Genomic DNA, 18,910 nt, shown 5'->3' with positions numbered 1-18,910 from the left:
AGGCAAGCCTGCCTGAGGTGTTCTGCCGCCGTGCAAATAAGTTCCAGCGAGTGGCGGTCAGAGTGCGCCTTTCTGGCGGAACAGCTTGACCAACTCGGGGACGTAAGCTTCGCCATGACCCTCTTCTACGGCCATGGAAAGCGTTGCTGATATGCTGTCGGCAACGGTCACTTTTGCGCCCGCTGCATGGGCCATTGAATGGTAGTATCCCATGTCTTTCTGCGCGTTGGCGATGGAGAACGGGAGCGTCTCGCGGTCGCCCTTGATGATGTAGGGGGTGAGACGGTTTAACGCCGCGCTTGCACCACCTCCGCCCGCCAGAACATCTACGAACACTTGCGGGTCGATGTCTGCATCAGCGGCTTGTGCGGCGGCCTCGGCGAGTAGGGTCATGAAGCCGACGGAGACATAATTGTGCAGTAGTTTGAGCCTATGGCCGTGACCAAGCGGGCCGACATGATCGGCGCGTTCGGTAAAGGAGGCGAGCACGGGGCTGACTTTTTCCAGCACGGCGGTGTCACCACCGACGAGGAGGTTGAGCTTGCCATCGTGGGCTTCTTTGGCCGTGCGGGTCATCGGGGCGTCGATATATTCTCCGCCAGCGGCTTGGACGAGAGCGCCCATACGCAGCGTGGATTCGGGCAGGGCGGTGGAGCAATCGACGATTATCGTGCCGGGCTTTAGAGCAGAGACCAGCCCGTTTTCACCCGCGACAATGGCTTCGACTTGCGGCGAGCCGGTGACGCAAAGGATTACTATATCACAATTTGTGGCGATATCTGCTGGGGTGGCGCAAGCTGTCGCGCCATGGCTGATTAGCTCGTCAACCGGCTGGTTGCCCGGATGGTCGAGAAAGCTAAGCTTGAAGCCGCCTCTCAACAGGACGTTGCGCGCAATCCCGTGGCCCATGAGCCCAACACCGATAATTCCGACATGCATATGGTAGTCTCCTTTGGTCGTCTTCTTGCGAGGGATCAGTCCGTGTTGATCCAGATCGCTTTTGTATCCAGGTATTCTTCCATGTGCTCGGTTCCGCCTTCGCGTCCGTATCCGGACATTTTGACACCACCGAACGGCACTGCCGGGTCAATGGCGTGATACATATTGACCCAGACGGAACCTGCTTTGAGGCGGTGCGCGAGCTTGTGTGCTGTTCCAAGGTGTGTCGAAAAGACGCCAGCGGCCAGGCCGTAAGGGGTGGCATTGGCGCGTGTGACCACTTCGTCGATTGTATCAAAAGGCAGCGCGGAAATGACGGGCCCGAAGATTTCTTCGCGGGCGACTGACATTTCGTCAGTCACGCCGCCAAAGACGGTTGGCTGAATGAAATGCCCACCTTGCAGATGGTCGCCTTCGGCAATGCAGCCGCCTGTCAACACTTCGGCACCTTCGTTTGGCCCTGCGGCAAGGAAGCCGGCGATGCGCTCGGCCTGACGGGCCGAGATAATCGGGCCGATGTCTGTGTCGGCGTCGATACCTTGGCCAATTTTCAGATTGGCGGCGAAGGTGGCGACGCGCTGCACGAATTCGTCATGAATTTCACGGGCGACGAACAGGCGGGAGCCTGCAATGCAGATCTGGCCCGAGTTGGCAAAGACAGCCATAGCCGCGACGGGCACGGCTTTTTCGATGTCGGCGTCCTTACAGACAATCACAGGTGACTTACCGCCCAATTCAAGCGAAACCTTTTTGAGGTTGCCTGTCGCTGCGCGGGCAATGGCTTGTCCGGTTGCAGTAGATCCGGTGAAGACGATCTTGTCCACACCCTGATGCTCTGCCAGCGCGGCTCCAGCTTCGGAGCCAAGCCCCGTGACCACGTTGAGGACGCCATCAGGCAAACCGGCTTCCTGCATGATCCGCGCAATCATCAGGACGGTAAGAGAGGCCTCTTCAGAAGGCTTCAACACAACTGTGCAGCCTGTTGCGATTGCTGGTGCGATTTTCCAGATTGAGCCAGCAATAGGCGCATTCCAGGGAATGATAGCCCCGACAACGCCCACGGGCTCGCGGACCGTCGAAGAGTAGATTTCGCCTGGGAATGAATTTGGAATCGTGCTGCCGTGGATCGTAACCGCTTGACCAGCGTAGAAACGCAGCATTCCCAGAACCCTGCGACTGTTTGCGAGTGTTCGCTGGATCGGCATCCCCATGTCCAGAGTATCTGATAGGCAGAGCGTTTCCCATTCGGCTTCAAACTTGTCGGCAATGCGAAGCAAGAGCGCCTGACGTTCGAAGGGTGTGAACTTTGACCACGGCCCCTCAAAGGCTTTGCGGGCGGCGGCAACTGCGGCGTCGATGTCGGCGCTTTCACCCTTCGGGACGGTGGCGAGTAAAGATCCGTTGGCAGGGTTGCGGGCTTCGATAGTTTTGCCTGATTGGGCTTCGCGCCATTCCCCGTTGATTAACATCGGGTGAAAGCCGCCATCATACAGCTCGGTTGCTAATGCGCTCCAATCTTTCATCTCGTCTCCTTCGCCTTTTGGCGTTTACACGGTATTGCCCCTTCATGCACCTTGGCTGGCCGAGCCGCAAGATGGCAGTGAAGGCCGCTAGGGAGTTGGCTCTCGGGAGTTATTGTTTGCCTTTTGGTGGCAAGGGCGAGATGGCGTTTGCTGTGTCTTGAAGCCATGGAAGGATTTCCGAGCGGATGCGGTCATCGTTCCAATGGTGAGATGAGACCGAGCACTGCACGGCTGACCATGCCCTTCCGTCAGGACCACGAATGGCGCAGGCAATTCCAACCTCGCTCAGAATCAACTGGCTGTAGGTAATAGAAAAGCCTTTTTGAACGACTATTTCGATCTGCTCTGCGATTGTGGCGCGGTCCATGACTGTTTGGGGGGTGTGGCGCTCCAGAAGCCAGCTTTGAACGGCTGTTGCGCGCTCCTCGGGCGGGAAAGTCGCCAGAATGGCCTGCCCCGCAGAGGTGCATAGTGCAGGTACAGTTCTGCCTGAAACAGAGGCTGCGAAGGTTGTGCGGGTGCTGGGGAGACGGGTGGCGTAGATGATTTCCTGCCCAGACAGTTGCGCAAGGTTGACTGTTTCTCCCAAGCGTTGCGAGAGGTCGATGAGCTTGGGCATGGCGCGTGCGATGAGCGGATCTGACCAGTAATAGGCGTAGGCCAGTTTCAGCCATGCATGAGAGGGACGATAGCGCCGTGTTACAGGGTCTTTGTCGAGCATACCCTCAAGGTGAAGTGTGTTGGCAAGGCGTTGAACGGCGCTTTTGTCGAGGCATGTTATTTCTGAAAGCTCTGTTAGGGACAGTTCGGTGTGGGTTTCGTCAAAGGCGCGGAGAACGCGCAGCCCTTTTGCAAGTGTTCCAACAAAAAGCGTATTCTGCTTAGTTTTTGTCATCAGGGCTCCGGAATATAAAATTTAGGGCAATTTTGTGAGTTTGGTCTTGATTTTTTCCGACCTTGGAGTCCAACATAATTATATCACGATTTTGCATATCACTATATGATATCTCCGCTCAGGTAAACGAAAAGTTCAACAGATGGTGCAGTTCGCTGCAGTAAGGAAGGAAGTAAGATGAAAGCTGCTTATTTGAAAACAACAGCCTTGGCACTGGCTATGTCAGTTGCAACCACAGGCATAGCGCTGGCTGATAAAGCAAATGACACATTGCGCGTGGCTTACACAAAAGAGCTGGAGAACGTAGACAGCTACTTTAACTCTTCTCGTGAAGGTGTTGTCTTGCAGCGAGCCGTCTGGGATGGCCTGATATACCGTGACCCTATCACTAACGAATATAAGGGGAACCTTGCGACGAGCTGGGAGTGGATTGATGACAAGACACTTGAGCTTAAGCTGCGCGAAGGTGTGACCTTCCACAATGGCGACGCGTTTGATGCGGATGACGTGGTTGCAACGGTCAACTTCGTTGCCAAAGAGGAAAGCGGGGTTAAGACACAGCGAAACGTGAACTGGATGGAAACAGCCGAGAAAGTTGATGATTACACAGTTCGTATTAAAACCAAGGAAGTTTTCCCTGCGGCGATTGAATTTCTTTCCGGGCCCGTTTCCATGTATCCGGCGGAGTATTACGCTGAAGTTGGCCCGTCAGGCATGGGGCTGAAGCCGGTTGGCACGGGGCCTTACAAAGTGGTCGAGGTTATCCCCGGTCAAAAGTTTGTGCTAGAAAAAAACGAAAACTATCATGATAGCCCCAAAGGCCAGCCTTCGATTGGTAAGGTTGAAATTCGCACAATTCCTGATGTGAACACCCAGATTGCCGAGCTGTTTTCCGGTTCTCTCGATCTGATTTGGCAAGTCCCCGCGGACCAAGCAGAAAAGCTGGCGGCTATGGGTGACCAGTTTGTCGTTACCAACGAATCCACGATGCGTGTCGGTTACTTGTCGATGGATGCGGCGGGGCGCTCATCGATGGACCCGAATCCGTTTCAGGATATCAAGGTGCGCCAGGCTGTAAACTATGCCATCGACCGAAACGCGCTTGTGGACAACTTGCTGAAAGGTAAGTCCAAAGTTGTTTGGACGCCCTGTTTCCCCAGCCAGTTTGGTTGTGACCAGAACGTTACCGAATACCCTTATGATCCAGCAAAGGCGAAGGAACTGCTGGCCGAGGCGGGCTATCCCGACGGATTTGAAACCGAGTTTTATGCGTATCGCGACCGCGACTATGCCGAAGCGATTTCGAGCTATTTGAACGCTGTTGGCATCAAGACCGACTTCAAGATGCTTCAGTACTCTGCGTTGCGCGAGCTGAACATGAAGGGAGAGGTACCTCTCTCGTTCCAGACTTGGGGCAGCTACTCGATCAACGATGCGTCGGCCATGGTTAGCCAGTTCTTCAAGCATGGTAGCCTTGACACGACACGTGATGATCAAGTTCTCGAGTGGCTGGACGTTGCTGACCAATCGAATGACCCTGCGAAACGGATCGAATACTACAGCAAGGCTCTGACACGTATTGCGGATGAAGCATACTGGGCGCCGATGTTCAGCTACAACACCAACTATGTAATGAACACGGACGTAGAATACACGCCCACTGCAGACGAAGTGCTGCGGTTCACGACAATGAGCTGGAAGTAAACACTGCAACAGGCCTGAAGCGTCATCGCGACGCTTTGGGCCTTTTTCTTTTTATTAAAAGCCTTCGCAAAACCGGCAAGGAGACAGCACGCAATGCTGCCATTCATTCTCAAGCGACTTGGCCTCGCAGGCCTCGTGGCCTTTACAGTCAGCTTCATAAGTTTTTCATTGCTGTTTCTGTCGGGAGATCCGGCGGCGGCCCTGGCAGGAGAGACTGCGAGCGGTGAAGACATTGAAGCGATCAGGCGCCTCTATGGTTTTGACCGCCCGATGCTGGTCCAATATGGTGAATGGCTTTTTCAAGCTTTGCGCGGAAATTTCGGCGAGAGCTATTATTTCAAACTCCCCGTTTCGAGCCTTATCGCTGACCGACTGTCCGTGACGATGACGCTGGGTGTTTGCGGGATAACCTTTGCTTTGCTGACAGCTGTGCCATTAGGCGTGGCCGCTGCGATCAGACCAAATTCCATAATTGACCGAGTTGCGCTGTTTCTGTCTGTCGCCGGTCAAGCGATGCCGAGCTTTTGGTTCGGTCTGATCCTGATCGTTCTGTTCGGGATCAAACTGAGGTGGTTGCCGCCATCGGGTGCATCGACATGGCAACACTTCATTATGCCCACGATCGTTTTGGGATATTACGCGATGCCCGCGATCATGCGTTTGACCCGTGCAGGGATGCTTGAAGTTCTGAACTCCGATTACATTCGAACCGCGCGCGCAAAGGGTGCAGGCGAGGGGCGTGTGCTGTTCAAGCACGCGTTACGCAACGCGATTATTCCGGTGGTAAGCTTGGCTGCTGTTCAAATGGGCTTCATGCTGGGCGGCTCAATCGTAGTGGAGTCAATCTTCGCTCTGCATGGTGCTGGCTACCTTGCTTGGGAAAGTATCGCGCGAAACGACTTACCGACAGTGCAAGCGTTGATCCTGATCTTTTCGATGTTCTACATCATCTTCACCTTTTTGGCTGACGTATTGAATGCGTGGCTAGACCCCCGCATGAGGAGTTCGTGATATGGCGCTTCAAGAACCAATAGATCCCCTTCTCGAAGAAATCAGCGGTCCGACCCCGCGCCAGATCCTGCGGAAGAGAGTGCAGGGACATATGGGGCTGCTCTTTGGCGCTGGTGTTGTCTTGGTATTGCTGGTTATTGCTATCCTTGCACCGGTGCTCGCGCCGCATGACCCATATCTGCAAGACCTTGCGAACCGCATGGTTAAACCTGTCTTTATGGGGGGCACCTGGGAACATCCGCTCGGCACCGACCACTTGGGGCGCGACTACCTCTCGCGCTTGATTTATGGTGCGCGGGTTTCATTGCTGATCGGTTCCGTTGCGGCTTTGATCTCTGGTGTCATAGGAACGGCGATGGGCGTCGCTGCTGGTTATTTCGGCGGCAGGGTTGATGCTGTCGTGACCTTTCTCATCAACGTGCGCCTCGCGATGCCAGTAGTTCTGGTGGCCTTGGCCGTTGTCGCTATTCTCGGGGGGTCGTTGCAAGTGGTGATTGCGGTTCTTGGCCTACTGCTCTGGGATCGCTTTGCAGTTGTGATGCGTGCGTCGACCTTACAAGTAAGACGGCGCGAATACGTTTCTGCGGCACAAGCAATCGGCGCTTCGACGCCGCGTGTGATTTTGTCTGAAATCATGCCGAATATCGTAAATAACCTGATCGTTATTGTTACATTGGAAATGGCCCATGCAATTCTGCTGGAGGCGGCTCTGTCGTTCCTCGGGCTTGGCGTGCAACCTCCGACCCCAAGTTGGGGGCTTATGGTCAGCGAAGGTAAAAACATGATGCTCTTCGAGCCGTGGCTGGTGCTGATCCCAGGCGTTGTCCTGTTTGTCTTGGTGCTCGCGATCAACCTTATGGGTGACGGACTACGAGACGTGACTGCCCCCGATAGCCGGAGCTAACTTATGAGTCATATACAAGATACTGTTAAACCACTGCTCAGCGTGCGCGGTCTTACCTTAGATATCCCTCTGGCCAGTGGAACGCTTCACGCAGTCCGGGGTATTGATTTTGATCTTCACAAGGGTGAAACACTCTGCATCGTTGGAGAATCCGGTTCGGGAAAGTCGCTTACCTCGCTTGCTGTTATGGGGCTTCTCGAAAAGAATATCCGACGCAGTGCTGAGCAGTTAAATTTTGACGGGATTGATCTGATCGGAGCCTCCAAGCGCCAGATGCGCGGGCTGCGAGGGGATCGTATCGCGATGATCTTCCAGGAGCCGATGACCTCGCTGAACCCTGCTTATACTATCGGTGACCAGTTGGTCGAAGCCTTGCGCTTGCACCGGAAGGTGAGCCGAGAGAAAGCCCGCGAGCGTGCAATAGAACTTTTGGAGAAGGTCGGAATTACTGCGGCTGCGAGTCGTCTTAGCCAGTATCCGCATCAGTTGTCAGGTGGCTTGCGCCAGCGCGTGGTGATCGCGATGGCCCTTATGTGTGAGCCCGAGCTTATCATCGCAGATGAACCAACAACGGCGCTTGATGTCACCATTCAGGCGCAGATTCTGAGCCTGTTGGTTGAGCTGACCAAAGAGATGGATGTTGCTATGATCCTGATCACGCACGATCTTGGGGTTGTGGCACGTGTCGCTGACAAAGTGGGCGTCATGTATGCTGGCGAGCTGGTTGAGACCGGCCCCGCCACGGACGTTTTTGGTAAACCAATGCACCCTTATACACGTGGACTGCTGCATTGCATTCCTCAACCGGGCAAAACGAAGCGTGGTGAGAAGCTGGGCACGATACCTGGTATCGTGCCTTCATTGATTGGCGACGTGCAAGGTTGTGCCTTTCGCACACGCTGCCCGCATGTTGTAGAGGCTTGCCGCGGCGACATCCCCGAACGCGGACAACCGCCACATGAGTTTCTATGTGTCCACGCTGATGGCGCACGTGCTGCCGAAGGAGAACCTGCATGAGCGCCCCAGTGCTTGAGTTGAAAAATGTAGCCAAAACATACCGTGTAAAACAGGGGCTGTTTGGTAAGCCTAAGCCGCTGAAAGCTGTGAATGATGTCTCGCTCAAGTTGGAACGCGGCGAAGTGTTGGGCCTTGTCGGAGAGTCCGGCTGCGGAAAGTCAACTATGGCGAAAATCCTGTTGGGCCTTGAAGCTCCTACAGAAGGGCAGGTGTTGGTTGACGGAGATGCAATCGGAGGACAAGACCGCCTTGCACTCGCGAAACGCATACAGCCGATTTTTCAAGACCCATACTCTTCGTTGAACCCGCGCAAGACGATCGCTGATATTGTATCGCTGCCTTTGCGTGTTCATAGCATTGGGGATGCCAATAGCCGGGAAAAAGCTGTGCGGGAAACGCTTGAATTGGTCGGATTGCCTGCACGTGTATTGAATACATATCCGAGCCAGATGTCGGGTGGGCAGCGTCAGCGTGTCGCTATTGCTCGGGCACTGATTATGCGCCCCGAAATCGTTATTTGCGATGAGCCGACTTCGGCGTTGGACGTCTCTGTGCAGAGCCAGATCCTCAATTTGCTGAATGATCTCCGCGAAGAATTCGGTTTGACTTATTTGTTCATCAGCCACGATTTGGCCGTTGTCGAGCATCTGGCCACGCGCGTTGCGGTAATGTATTTAGGCCGCATCGTTGAAGAAGCGAATGTTGAAGAGTTGTTTGCCACCCCGCGCCACCCTTACTCTAGAGCGCTTTTGAATTCGGTTCTGACTCCAGACCCGTCGCAAGGGGTTCCTGATACCCAGCTTGGGGCAGCCTATCCAAACCCTATTGCGCCACCTTCGGGCTGTCATTTCCACCCGCGTTGTCCATTCGCCCAGGACCACTGCAAGATATCTACACCACGCACTGTGCCCACCAACAGCGGGCATGTTGAATGTCATTTGCAGGATCCGAAAAGCCCTATGTACCGCGAAAATTTCTCTGTCTAGACAACCTTAAGGAACATCCCATGGCTTCCAGCCTGTCGCGTACTATGCAGACTCGTAAAACCGTGATCAAAACCAAAGGCGGTGTAGTTGCTTCGCAGCATCGTCTTGCTGCGGAAGCCGGTGCTGCGGTTCTGAGAGCCGGTGGTGATGCTGTTGATGCGGCCGTCGCAACGTCTTTCGTGATCGGTGTGCTTGAGCCATGGATGAGCGGCCCCGCGGGAGGCGGCGCAATGATGCTTTGGCGCGCGGGAGAAAGTGAGGCCATTGCGTTAAACCATGGCATGCGGTCCCCGAAAGGGCTGCGTGTCGAAGATTTTCCTCTGTCTGGAGAAGGTGTCTCCGGGGACTTGTTTCCTTGGGAGAAGGTCACGGGTGATGTGAATGTTCAGGGGGCCAAATCTATCGCAGTTCCGGGCGTTGTTGACGGATTGGGGCAGGTGCACGAGCGTTTTGGACGGATGCCTTGGTCTGAGTTGCTGGCCCCCGCCATTGCCCATGCCCGTGAAGGGCTGCTTGTTGACTGGTATGCGGCGCTGATTATCGCTTCTGCGACATGCGCTCTTGCGCAGGATGCGGATGCGGCTGCACTTTTCCTTGAGGATGGTCATTGGCCGACAATCTCGGGTTGGACGGCGCTTGCCGAAAAACGGCTGGATCAGCGTCGGATGGCCGATAGTCTTGAAAACATCGCACGTGAAGGAGCGCGTGCACTCTATGACGGCGAATTGGGTGTCGCTATGGTGCGTGATGTGCAAGACAAAGGGGGTTACCTCGCTCGGGAAGATATGTGCGACTACAGTGCAGCAATGCAGGCGCCGCTCAAAGTCTCTTACCGAGATGCCGTTTTCAATGTTGTTGGAGGGCTGACGGCAGGGCCAACTTTTGCTCACGCGATGTCCGAATTGGAACCACGTGATTTGGGCAATAAACCAACCGCCTTTGCCGCCTATGCAGAAGCGCTAAACGAAGCCTATGCCGCACGCCTTGGAAGTATGGGCGACGATGGCGAAAGCCCTGATGCGCCAGGTTGCACCACGCATTTTTCGGTTGTCGACCGCGACGGGAACATGGTCTCCCAGACACAGACTTTGTTGTCGATTTTTGGTAGTCGCGTTGTTTCGCCCTCAACAGGCTTTCTGATGAACAACGGTATCATGTGGTTCGATCCTGTTCAGGGGCGGGCAAACTCGCTCGGCCCGGATAAGCGCTGCCTGATGAATGTTTGCCCAATTGTTGGTGAGACTGGCGGCAAACGTTTTGCCTTTGGCGCGTCAGGCGGGCGCAAGATCGTCTCGGCGATGACACAAATGGCATCTTTTGTGGCTGACTTTGACATGGATGTTGAGGAGGCATTCCACCAGCCACGCATTGATGTGTCGGGCGGAACCAAGGTTGTTGCTGATGAAAGTCATGCGCCCGAAGTGTTGGAGTGCTTGCGTAAGAAACATGATGTTGTCACGGCGCCGCGAACGGTTTTTCCTTATGCGTTTGCCTGTCCTGCCGGTGTTATGCGCGAAGGCAACACAAACTCCGGTTGCACCGAGATAATGTCGCCATGGGGCGATGCCGCACTTGAAGAGGACTAAGCCATGAGCCGCCAAGCAGCTATCAAAGCCGTTACGACCTATTTTGACGTGGGCACATTCCAGAGCGAGCTATCTGCTTTGGTTGCCTACCCTACGGAAAGCCAGAACCCCGACGCTGCGCCAGAATTGATGCGTTATCTCAAGGAGGCGATGCAGCCTCGGCTCGAAGCGCTCGGCTTTACGACTGAAATTGTTGAAAACCCCGACGCACGCGGTGGACCACTTTTAATCGGAGAAAGACGCGAAGGGGATGACCTGCCAACCGTGTTGACATATGGACATGGCGACGTGATCCGCGCGCAGGAAGGTATGTGGAAAGAGGGGCTGGCGCCTTTTGAACTCGTTGAAGAGGGTGACAAGCTCTACGGTCGAGGCACTGCTGACAACAAGGGGCAGCATTTGATCAACATTGCGGCGCTTGAAGCCGTTTTGAGTGTGCGCGGCAGACTTGGCTTTAATGTGCGTATCATTCTGGAGATGAGCGAAGAAGTTGGTTCAAGCGGGCTTGCTGACATTTTCCACAGCTACAAAGACCAGCTGACAGCCGATGTGTTGATTGCTTCTGATGGTCCTCGTTTGCAGCCCGAAGTGCCGACCGTGTTTATGGGCTCACGCGGCGGTGTTACGTTTGATCTTGAACTCACGTTGCGTGAGGGCGCGCATCATTCGGGAAACTGGGGTGGGTTACTGGCCGATCCGGCGATTATTATGGCTCACGCGCTGGCGACGATTGTTGACCGCCGTGGGCAAATCCAGATCTCTGAATGGCGGCCTGACAGTCTGACGGATGATATCCGTAAGGCTCTTGATGGGCTGCCTGTTACAGGAGGGGAAGGGCCAGCTGTCGACCTAGAGTGGGGTGAAGAAAGCTTGACACCTGCCGAGCGTGTCTACGGCTGGAACAGCTTTGCCGTGCTGGCGATGACAAGCGGTGTACCGGCGGCTCCGGTGAATGCGATCTCTGATATGGCGCGTGCAACATGTCAGTTGCGGTATGTTGTTGGGACGGATCAGGAGGATATCCTGCCCGCTTTGCGCCGTCACTTGGATGCGCTTGGATATGAAGCAATCAAGATCGTTCCGCATGATCGCGGTTTCTTTGCCGCGACACGGCTTGATCCCAAGCATCCGTGGGTGCAATTCGTGACCTCTTCGATAGAGCAAACTTGTGGCCAACCGCCGCACGTATTGCCCAATCTCGCAGGGTCTCTCCCCAACGATTGTTTTGCCGACATTCTAGGCTTGCCAACTGTGTGGGTACCACATTCCTACCGTGGCTGCTCGCAACACGCACCGAATGAACATGTGCTGAAGTCTCTTAGTCGTGATGCGCTTCGTGTGATGGCAGGAGTTTTCTGGGATATCGGTGATGGGCTGACTCCGAAAAGCTAGGTTTGATATAGGTTGTGTTGCAGAACAGTATTAGCGAGCAACTGGATCTAAAGCGTTTCGAACGCTTGATGCCGGCACTTGGTTGCGCTTCCTGCGAACTGATGTGGCATGAAAATCCATTGTAGCTCTGCTTAAATTTGGCCAAGTATTTTCCACCACAGAAAATCAAGCGGTACAAGAACCAGGAGTGTGAGGACGAACAGAGATAATGTGACCTTCAACAAGGGTCGTGTGCTTTCACCCGCTAGCCCCATTGCTACAATCAACGGTCCGACTTGATAGGGAAGCAGGATGGTTGAAAACCCGATGACTTGCGTCATCAATACCGCGCTTAGAGAAAAGTCGGTCGTTTGCGCCAACTCTGGTGCGAGGGGCACGAGAACGGCAGGCATACCCGGCGATGTAGTGAAAATAGATGTGCTGATGCCTAGAAGCGAAAGTGAGATGAAGTTCAGAAAGTCGCGGCCTTCTTGAAACGGCAACATCTGCAATACTGCGTGCGCGATAATGTTACCCAAACCGCTGGCGTTAACGACGGTCCCAAGTGTTAACGCTCCCGCGACAAACAAAATCATTGAAAAATCGACTGAGGATTTGAAAATTGGAGGCGGAACAAAGCCAAGCTTTGGTATCATTAACACCAGAGAGGTTGTCAGCCCGACCCAGGCTGCATTGATCCCATGGATTTGGTCGGTCGACCATAAACCCAATGTCACCATCAGGATTGCTAAAAGCGCCAATTGACTGCGGCTGGGCAGGCTGGTCATCGCGGGCTCGTCTGAGGCCGCTGAAACGCGTGCAGGAAAGAAATAGAGCACAAGCCCTACAATGAAAACCGACTTCAGCACTCCCAAGATGGGGTAGTGCAGCATGAGATAGTCAGCATAGCTGAATTGCACGCCCAAGGATTGTTCAGCAACACCTGAAAAGATGATGTTAGGAATATTGGATGGCAGGATAGCAAAGCTCGGCATGTTCGTTCCGATCGCAATGATCACAGCAACGCCGGTGCGCCCGAGAGTGTCTTTTTCCAAGCCCAGAGAGCCTGCGAGGGTCATTCCGACGGGCACGAGCACAGCGGCACGTCCGAGTGATGACGGCATCACGAATCCCAGTGCTATGCCCAGTACCATTAATCCAGCGATCAACGCGGCATAGCTTTTGGATAGATGTGGTCGCGCCAAAGCTCCTATACGCACCCCGAGCCCTGAATGGGTGATCGCTGCGCCTATTACAAACCCTGCAACGACCAGCCAGATTGCGGAGGACGAGAAACTTGAAAAAACCTCTTGCGGGGTGGATAGGCCTGTCAGGATCAGCGAGACAAATAGAAAAGTCGAGGCTACATAACCTGGCACAAGGCCAGTTCCCCAAAGCGAGAGCGTAAGGAGTACGATGCCGAAAGTTAGTCCTTGGTCGGGCGTCATACCTGCGGGAAGGGTAATCACTGTCCATGCGGCAAGTGCAAGTGCAATGGCTAAGATGGTTTCTTTCAGTCGGATCATTTTGGGCCTCGTCTATATCTTCCTTTTGGCTACCGCGTGGGGTGTTGATGTTCTAGAGTGACAATATGACAAATAATGTCGAATTTCCGCCACTCGGTCGGCGTCCGGTTGTGGTATGGTCTGGTCCCTTGGAAAAAGGCGCACTCAGGTTTGTTGATAATGGCCTTGCGCTAGCAATGTTCTGCTTTGACGGTATGATGCGTGTCGAGGTGGCCGAAGATCGCTGGTTTATCCCGGACCGGTTTGGAATCTGGATTCCTGCCGGAATGGCGCCACTGGTAGCGGCATCTGACAGGATCGAATTTCAGGTGTTTCAAGTGAATTCTAGATTTTGCGATCGTATCGCTATGCCTGATCATCCCGCTGTTTTGCGCGCAACGCCATTGATGCGCGGTATTGCGCGACGAATGGTGCAAGGCGACCCCTTGCCTAACGCACAGGAGAGGCGCCTGGGTTGGGTTGCATTAGACGAAATTTCGCGACTTGAGCGCCCTGATCTGCATTTGCCAGGTAGTAAAGATGTCCGACTGGCGCAGATCATCTCGCACATTCTGGCCGAGCCTCGAGAGGCTGGCAGTCTAGCACGTCTTGCGAGGAGGGCGGGGATCAGCGAGCGCACGCTAAGCCGGCTTTTTCAAAACGAAACTGGCATGACATGGAGAAATTGGCGCGATCGGATGCGTTTTGTACTGGCGCTTGAGGGTATTCAGCGTGGGCACGGCAGCACCAAGCTCGCCGCATCGTTAGGGTATTCAAGCCCTTCGGCCTTTGTCGCTGCTTTCCGGCGCCAAAGCGGGATGACACCGACTGAATGGCGCCATCACCGCTAAGGAGGTTGAGTTTAGCGGCTCGCGAAGTAATTCAACGGGACCTTCAGGTAAGAACGCCCGTTGTCTTCTGCCTTCGGTAAGCGACCACCACGAATGTTGATCTGCAAGGCGGCCAACATCAACTTAGGAAGTGACAAGGTTGCGTCGCGGGCGTCGCGCACGGCGCGGTATTCAGCCTCTGAAGGATTGTCCTTCCAGTGGATGTTGAGTGCTTTGTGCTGGGCGACCGTTGCTTCACAGGCCGCCTCCCGGTTGGGGGCATAGTCGTGCCCGACGAACACGCGGGTTTCTTCCGGCAAGGCGAGGATGGCTGAAATGCTGTTAAATAACTCGACTGAACTGCCGCCTGGGAAATCAGCGCGTGAGCTGCCGCTATCTGGCATCATTAACGTATCATGTACAAATGCGGCGTTGCCCGCCACATATGTGATCGATGCCAACGTATGGCCAGGTGAAAACATTACCGATACCGGCACATTGCCGACCATAAATGTATCGCCATCGGAGAACAGCCTGTCCCATTGACTGCCATCTGTTGGGAAATCTTTGGGCAGGTTGTAGATACCCTGCCAAAGGGTTTGTACACTGGTGACCTTTTCACCGATTCCGGTGGAGGCGCCTGTCTGCGCTTTGAGCCACGGCGCGGCTGAAAAGTGGTCGGCATGTGGGTGGGTGTCGAGGATCCAAACCAGGTCGATGCCCGTCTCACGGACATATTCCAACAGCTTCTCGGCGTTTTGGGTTGTTGTCGCGCCTGCCAGTGGATCGTAATCCATCACGGGATCAATGATCGCCCCTTTCATTGTTTCGGGGTCGTGAAACACATATTGCCAGCTTCCAGTCGGTTTGTCCCAGAAGCTTTTTACGATAGGATTACTCATTGGTCTTCTCCAGTTAGATATATGGTGTGGGGGCAGCCCGAAGGCGTGTCCAAAGTGGTTTAGCGGGTGCTGGCTTTCATCATCCAAAGCTCTTTTTCATGCCACTCCAGACGGTCGGTCAAAATACCGGCAGAAACTTCATCCCCGGCCTCCCCGCTTGTCTCGATGGCTGCGCGCAAGGTCTCGGCCAAAACTTCATGGCCAGTGATCAATTTGCTGATCATCTCGTCAGACGACTGCGCCGTCGCGTCCTCGGGACCAGCCAAGGCCATTAGCTCAGCGACAGACCCGGGTGCATGAGCCCCTTGGGTGCGGATACGTTCGGCGATCTCGTCCAAAGCGCCCCAGAGGTTTTGATATTGCTCCTCAAACAGCACGTGCAACTGGCGAAAGCTGGGGCCTTCGACGTTCCAGTGATACCCGTGTGTCTGAACATAGAGGCGGAATGTTTCGCCCAATACGGACTTCAAACTGTTGGTATTCTTTTGCGATGCAGCGGTCATGAGATGTCTCCTTTTATGAGGCTGTGGATAGGGCGGGGCAGTCCTCGTTGCATAACTTAAGTCGGTGTGAGCGGGCCTCAAAGGCCCGCTCAAGTTTCAGAGTGTGCGGGTCGAGAAATACCAGTCCACAGTCTCGTAACCTTCCTCGGCACGGGCCATTGCAGCCTCGGGGGTTGCGGGTGTCGGCACGATCACAGGCTGGCCTGGCTTCCAATTTTCCGGCATCGCACATTTGTTCTCGTCAGCGGTCTGCATTGCAACGAGCAGGCGGTAAATCTCATCCACCGAGCGACCCGCGTTCATCGGATAATAGACCATTGCACGCAGAACCCCTTCGGGATCGATCAGGAATGTTGCCCGAACCGCTGCCGTATCCGACGCGCCCGGCTGGATCATTCCGTAGGCTTGTGCAACTGCCATGTTAAGATCGGCAATAATCGGGAATTTGATCTCGACACCGAACTTTTCCTTGATGTTCAACATCCATGCGATGTGGCTGTAGTGGCTGTCGATAGACAATCCCAAGAGCTCGGTGTTGCGGGCAGTGAAATCATCCTGCTTTTTGGCAAAGGCGATAAATTCTGTTGTGCAAACAGGGGTGAAATCGGCGGGGTGTGAGAACAACACCAGCCATTTTCCACGGTAATCTTCCAGTGTTTTGCGACCATGGGTGGTAGGTGCATCAAATGCGGGGGCGGGTTCGTTCAAGCGGGCGCCAGTGGTTTGTATCTGGTCAGTCATGTCTGCTTTCCTTCATGTCAGCGTTTCGATGTCACAGAAATAGCGGCTGGACATGGATAGGAGAAATTGAATATAAAGCTAAATGTAATAGAGGAAATCAATAAGTGATTACACTGCGTCAAATGCGATATCTTATCGCTGTTGCGGACACATTGAGCTTTTCACGCGCGGCGGAACTGTGCTTCGTGACCCAGCCAACGCTGAGTGCGGGAATTAAGGAGCTCGAAGACCGCCTCGGTGTGCAATTGATTGAGCGGACACGGCGCAGCGTTTTAATGACACCATTAGGTGAAGAACTGACCGAACGTGCCCGAGAACTTTTGTTGGGGGCAGCCGAGATTGAGGCCGTGGCACAGGCACATAAGAATCCATTTGAAGGAGACTTGAAGCTTGGATCCATTCCCACCATTGGCCCTTATTTGCTGCCTCGCGCTTTGCCCGCGATCCGCAACGCCTTTCCTGATCTGCGAGTGTATTTGCGTGAAGAAATGACTGAGGCCCTGATTGATGGGCTAAAGGCAGGGCGGCTTGATTTGGTGCTGATCGCCTTACCGTTTGAGACGGGGGCATTAGAAACCATGACGCTTTTTGACGACGGTTACCAATTGGCTTCGCCTGCCGGTTGGCCCTTGCCACACGGCGCTGAGGAGTTGACAGAAAGTGGCCAGCTTATGCTTCTGGAGAAGGGGCACTGCCTCCAGCGTCACGCATTGGAGGCCTATCCTGGGCGTATTGCCGCTTCTGAAGACAGCTTTGCAGCAACAAGCCTGACCACATTGATCGCGATGGTGTCTGAGGGGTTGGGAATAACCCTTCTTCCAAACCTTGCAATACAAGCAGGCGTCGTGGGCAACACACAGATTCAGCTTACGCCTCTTCCTGATGCTTGTCCGCGCCGCGTCGCCCTAGCGTGGCGTGCAGGATCAGCTAGAGTCGAGGTTTTCAAAAAGCTCGGAGGTTTGCTGCTGGAAGAGCATAAGAGGGCTTCAAGGAGCGGTACTAACGAATGACCCCTGTCCGGAACGTCCTGTCATTGTGCTGTAATATAAAACTGTCAGACGTTGGCCCGAGCTCGGCGAGAAAGAACAGTTGCCAGCGTAGGGTGTCAGCTTCTAGGCTGACTTAGGAAATCAGAATGGGGAGACATTCAAATGTTTTTGAGAAACACAGTTTTGGCGAGTGTTGCTGCTTTGGTGAGTGCAATGCCCGCTGTAGCGCAGACAGAGGTGGAATTCTGGCATGCCTTTACCGGGCGGTTGGGGGAACTGGTGGCTGAACAGGTTGAGACCTTCAATGCTTCACAGTCTGATTACAAGGTTACGGCATCGCATAAGGGCAATTATTCAGAAACGCTGAACGCCGGGATCGCGGCATTCCGTGCGGGAGAACAGCCTGACATCCTGATGGTTTTTGAGGTTGGTACAGCCACAATGATGGCTGCCAAAGGAGCGATCAAGCCTGTGTATGAGGTGATGGCGGATGCGGGTGCTGACTTTAACCCAGATGATTTTATCGGGTCGGTCAACGGCTACTACACGACAAGTGGTGGCCAGATGCTTTCTCTTCCGTTCAACGCGTCCACCCCGGTTCTGTGGGTGAATCGCGACGCTTTGACGAATGCGGGAATTGATGCGGATGTTGATCTGAACACATGGGATCAGGTTGGAGATGTGCTTGGCCAATTGAAAGATGCGGGCCATGCCTGTCCGTTAGTAACCGCATGGCAAAGCTGGATCCACTTGGAAAACCTGTCAGCTTATCACAACACGCCGTTTGCCACGAAAGCCAACGGGTTTGATGGTGTTGACACCGAGTTGGCGATGAATGGCCCAATTCAGGTCAAACACATTCAGACCATGGGGGAATGGGCTAAAGACGGAAAATTCATTTACACGGGCCGACGAAATGAAAGCGGCGCAAACTTTCGTAGCGGTGAATGTGCACTCTTCACCGAGAGTTCTGCAGGCTATGCGGGTATCAAGGATGAGGCTACGTTTGAGTTTGATGTGCGGCCTTTGCCCTATTGGTCAGATGTTGAAGGTGCACCGCAGAACACGATTATCGGCGGTGCTTCTTTGTGGGTTATGGCAGGACAGCCTGACGAGGAATACAAAGGTGTTGCAGCCTTTTTGAACTTCCTCTCATCGCCTGAAATCCAAGCGAAGTGGCATCAGGATACGGGCTATCTTCCGATTACCCAGGCTGCAGCTGACCTAACCAAGGAACAAGGGTTTTATGATGTTAACCCTGGCACGGATATTGCGGTTATCCAGATGACAGCCAATGCACCAACCGAAAACTCCAAAGGTATTCGTCTGGGTTCGTTCGATCAGGTCCGCGGGATTATCGACGAAGAGCTTGAAGCTGTCTGGTCTGGTGACAAAGACGCGCAGGCGGCTCTGGACTCGGCAAAACAGCGGGGTGACGAGCTGCTCCGCCGTTTTGAACAGACAAACCGCTAAAGGAAATTCCCGCGCTCTGGCATCTGTCGGA

17 protein-coding genes are annotated in these 18,910 nt (G+C 54.2%); 10 read left to right on the top strand and 7 right to left on the bottom strand.

Annotation, left to right across the window (positions count from 1 at the left end; translation table 11 throughout):
* Positions 1-57: 57 nt before the first annotated feature.
* The 3 genes from OE750_RS08775 to OE750_RS08765 all read right to left on the bottom strand — a co-directional run bounded on the left by OE750_RS08775 (position 58) and on the right by OE750_RS08765 (position 3,357).
* Entirely contained in the window at positions 58-939 is an 882-nt protein-coding gene (locus OE750_RS08775; RefSeq protein WP_263763605.1) for an NAD(P)-dependent oxidoreductase, read from the bottom strand.
* 35 nt (positions 940-974) lie between these two features.
* Positions 975-2,462: an aldehyde dehydrogenase family protein gene (locus tag OE750_RS08770; RefSeq protein WP_263763603.1), complete on the bottom strand. Its 1,488-nt coding sequence runs from the start codon at positions 2,460-2,462 to the stop codon at positions 975-977.
* Between the two features lie 109 nt (positions 2,463-2,571).
* On the bottom strand, positions 2,572-3,357 hold the full coding sequence (locus tag OE750_RS08765) for an IclR family transcriptional regulator (RefSeq protein ID WP_263763601.1): 786 nt from the start codon (positions 3,355-3,357) through the stop codon (positions 2,572-2,574).
* Between the two features lie 219 nt (positions 3,358-3,576).
* Between OE750_RS08765 and OE750_RS08760 the strand changes: the two genes are divergently transcribed.
* From OE750_RS08760 to OE750_RS08730, 7 genes are all read left to right on the top strand, one after another.
* Positions 3,577-5,061, top strand: a complete 1,485-nt coding sequence (locus OE750_RS08760) for an ABC transporter substrate-binding protein (protein ID WP_263763599.1) — start codon at positions 3,577-3,579, stop codon at positions 5,059-5,061.
* A gap of 93 nt (positions 5,062-5,154) precedes the next feature.
* Positions 5,155-6,072 carry an ABC transporter permease gene (locus tag OE750_RS08755; protein WP_263763597.1) on the top strand — a complete coding sequence of 306 codons (918 nt, stop codon included), beginning with the start codon at positions 5,155-5,157 and terminating at the stop codon, positions 6,070-6,072.
* A 1-nt stretch (position 6,073) separates the two neighbouring features.
* Positions 6,074-6,976: an ABC transporter permease gene (locus OE750_RS08750; protein ID WP_263763595.1), complete on the top strand. Its 903-nt coding sequence runs from the start codon at positions 6,074-6,076 to the stop codon at positions 6,974-6,976.
* A gap of 3 nt (positions 6,977-6,979) precedes the next feature.
* A complete protein-coding gene (locus tag OE750_RS08745) occupies positions 6,980-7,993 on the top strand; it encodes an ABC transporter ATP-binding protein (RefSeq protein ID WP_263763593.1) in 1,014 nt (337 codons plus the stop codon).
* Positions 7,990-8,979, top strand: a complete 990-nt coding sequence (locus tag OE750_RS08740; RefSeq protein ID WP_263763591.1) for an ABC transporter ATP-binding protein — start codon at positions 7,990-7,992, stop codon at positions 8,977-8,979. The genes OE750_RS08745 and OE750_RS08740 overlap by 4 nt, the downstream gene beginning before the upstream one ends.
* Before the next feature lie 44 nt (positions 8,980-9,023).
* A complete protein-coding gene (locus OE750_RS08735; RefSeq protein ID WP_263763589.1) occupies positions 9,024-10,565 on the top strand; it encodes a gamma-glutamyltransferase in 1,542 nt (513 codons plus the stop codon).
* Between the two features lie 3 nt (positions 10,566-10,568).
* Positions 10,569-11,957, top strand: coding sequence for a M20 family metallopeptidase (locus OE750_RS08730; RefSeq protein ID WP_263763586.1), 1,389 nt, complete (start codon positions 10,569-10,571; stop codon positions 11,955-11,957).
* Between the two features lie 131 nt (positions 11,958-12,088).
* Here the strand turns inward: OE750_RS08730 and OE750_RS08725 are convergent, their stop codons facing one another.
* A complete protein-coding gene (locus OE750_RS08725; RefSeq protein ID WP_263763584.1) occupies positions 12,089-13,462 on the bottom strand; it encodes an SLC13 family permease in 1,374 nt (457 codons plus the stop codon).
* Positions 13,463-13,527: 65 nt separating this feature from the next.
* Between OE750_RS08725 and OE750_RS08720 the strand changes: the two genes are divergently transcribed.
* Complete coding sequence (locus OE750_RS08720) at positions 13,528-14,292, top strand: helix-turn-helix transcriptional regulator (RefSeq protein WP_263763582.1); 765 nt, start codon at positions 13,528-13,530, stop codon at positions 14,290-14,292.
* A gap of 11 nt (positions 14,293-14,303) precedes the next feature.
* Here OE750_RS08720 and OE750_RS08715 read toward each other — a convergent pair whose 3' ends face one another.
* From OE750_RS08715 to OE750_RS08705, 3 genes are all read right to left on the bottom strand, one after another.
* A complete protein-coding gene (locus OE750_RS08715) occupies positions 14,304-15,173 on the bottom strand; it encodes an MBL fold metallo-hydrolase (RefSeq protein ID WP_263763580.1) in 870 nt (289 codons plus the stop codon).
* Positions 15,174-15,232: 59 nt separating this feature from the next.
* The gene (locus OE750_RS08710; RefSeq protein WP_263763578.1) at positions 15,233-15,676 is read right to left on the bottom strand and encodes a Dps family protein; all 444 of its coding nucleotides are present in this window, start codon (positions 15,674-15,676) and stop codon (positions 15,233-15,235) included.
* A gap of 96 nt (positions 15,677-15,772) precedes the next feature.
* Positions 15,773-16,417 carry a peroxiredoxin gene (locus OE750_RS08705; protein ID WP_263763576.1) on the bottom strand — a complete coding sequence of 215 codons (645 nt, stop codon included), beginning with the start codon at positions 16,415-16,417 and terminating at the stop codon, positions 15,773-15,775.
* 122 nt (positions 16,418-16,539) lie between these two features.
* Here OE750_RS08705 and OE750_RS08700 point away from each other — a divergent pair, with 122 nt between their 5' ends.
* Together OE750_RS08700 and ugpB are read left to right on the top strand one after the other, a co-directional pair.
* Entirely contained in the window at positions 16,540-17,427 is an 888-nt protein-coding gene (locus OE750_RS08700; protein WP_318527993.1) for a hydrogen peroxide-inducible genes activator, read from the top strand.
* A gap of 141 nt (positions 17,428-17,568) precedes the next feature.
* The gene (ugpB, locus tag OE750_RS08695) at positions 17,569-18,879 is read left to right on the top strand and encodes a sn-glycerol-3-phosphate ABC transporter substrate-binding protein UgpB (RefSeq protein ID WP_263763572.1); all 1,311 of its coding nucleotides are present in this window, start codon (positions 17,569-17,571) and stop codon (positions 18,877-18,879) included.
* Positions 18,880-18,910 lie beyond the last annotated feature (31 nt).

The organism is Lentibacter sp. XHP0401 (genome assembly GCF_025751535.1).
Classification (GTDB): domain Bacteria; phylum Pseudomonadota; class Alphaproteobacteria; order Rhodobacterales; family Rhodobacteraceae; genus Lentibacter.
The sequence above is the reverse complement of the archived record's forward strand: the minus strand, read 5'-3'. Positions and strand labels throughout refer to the sequence as shown.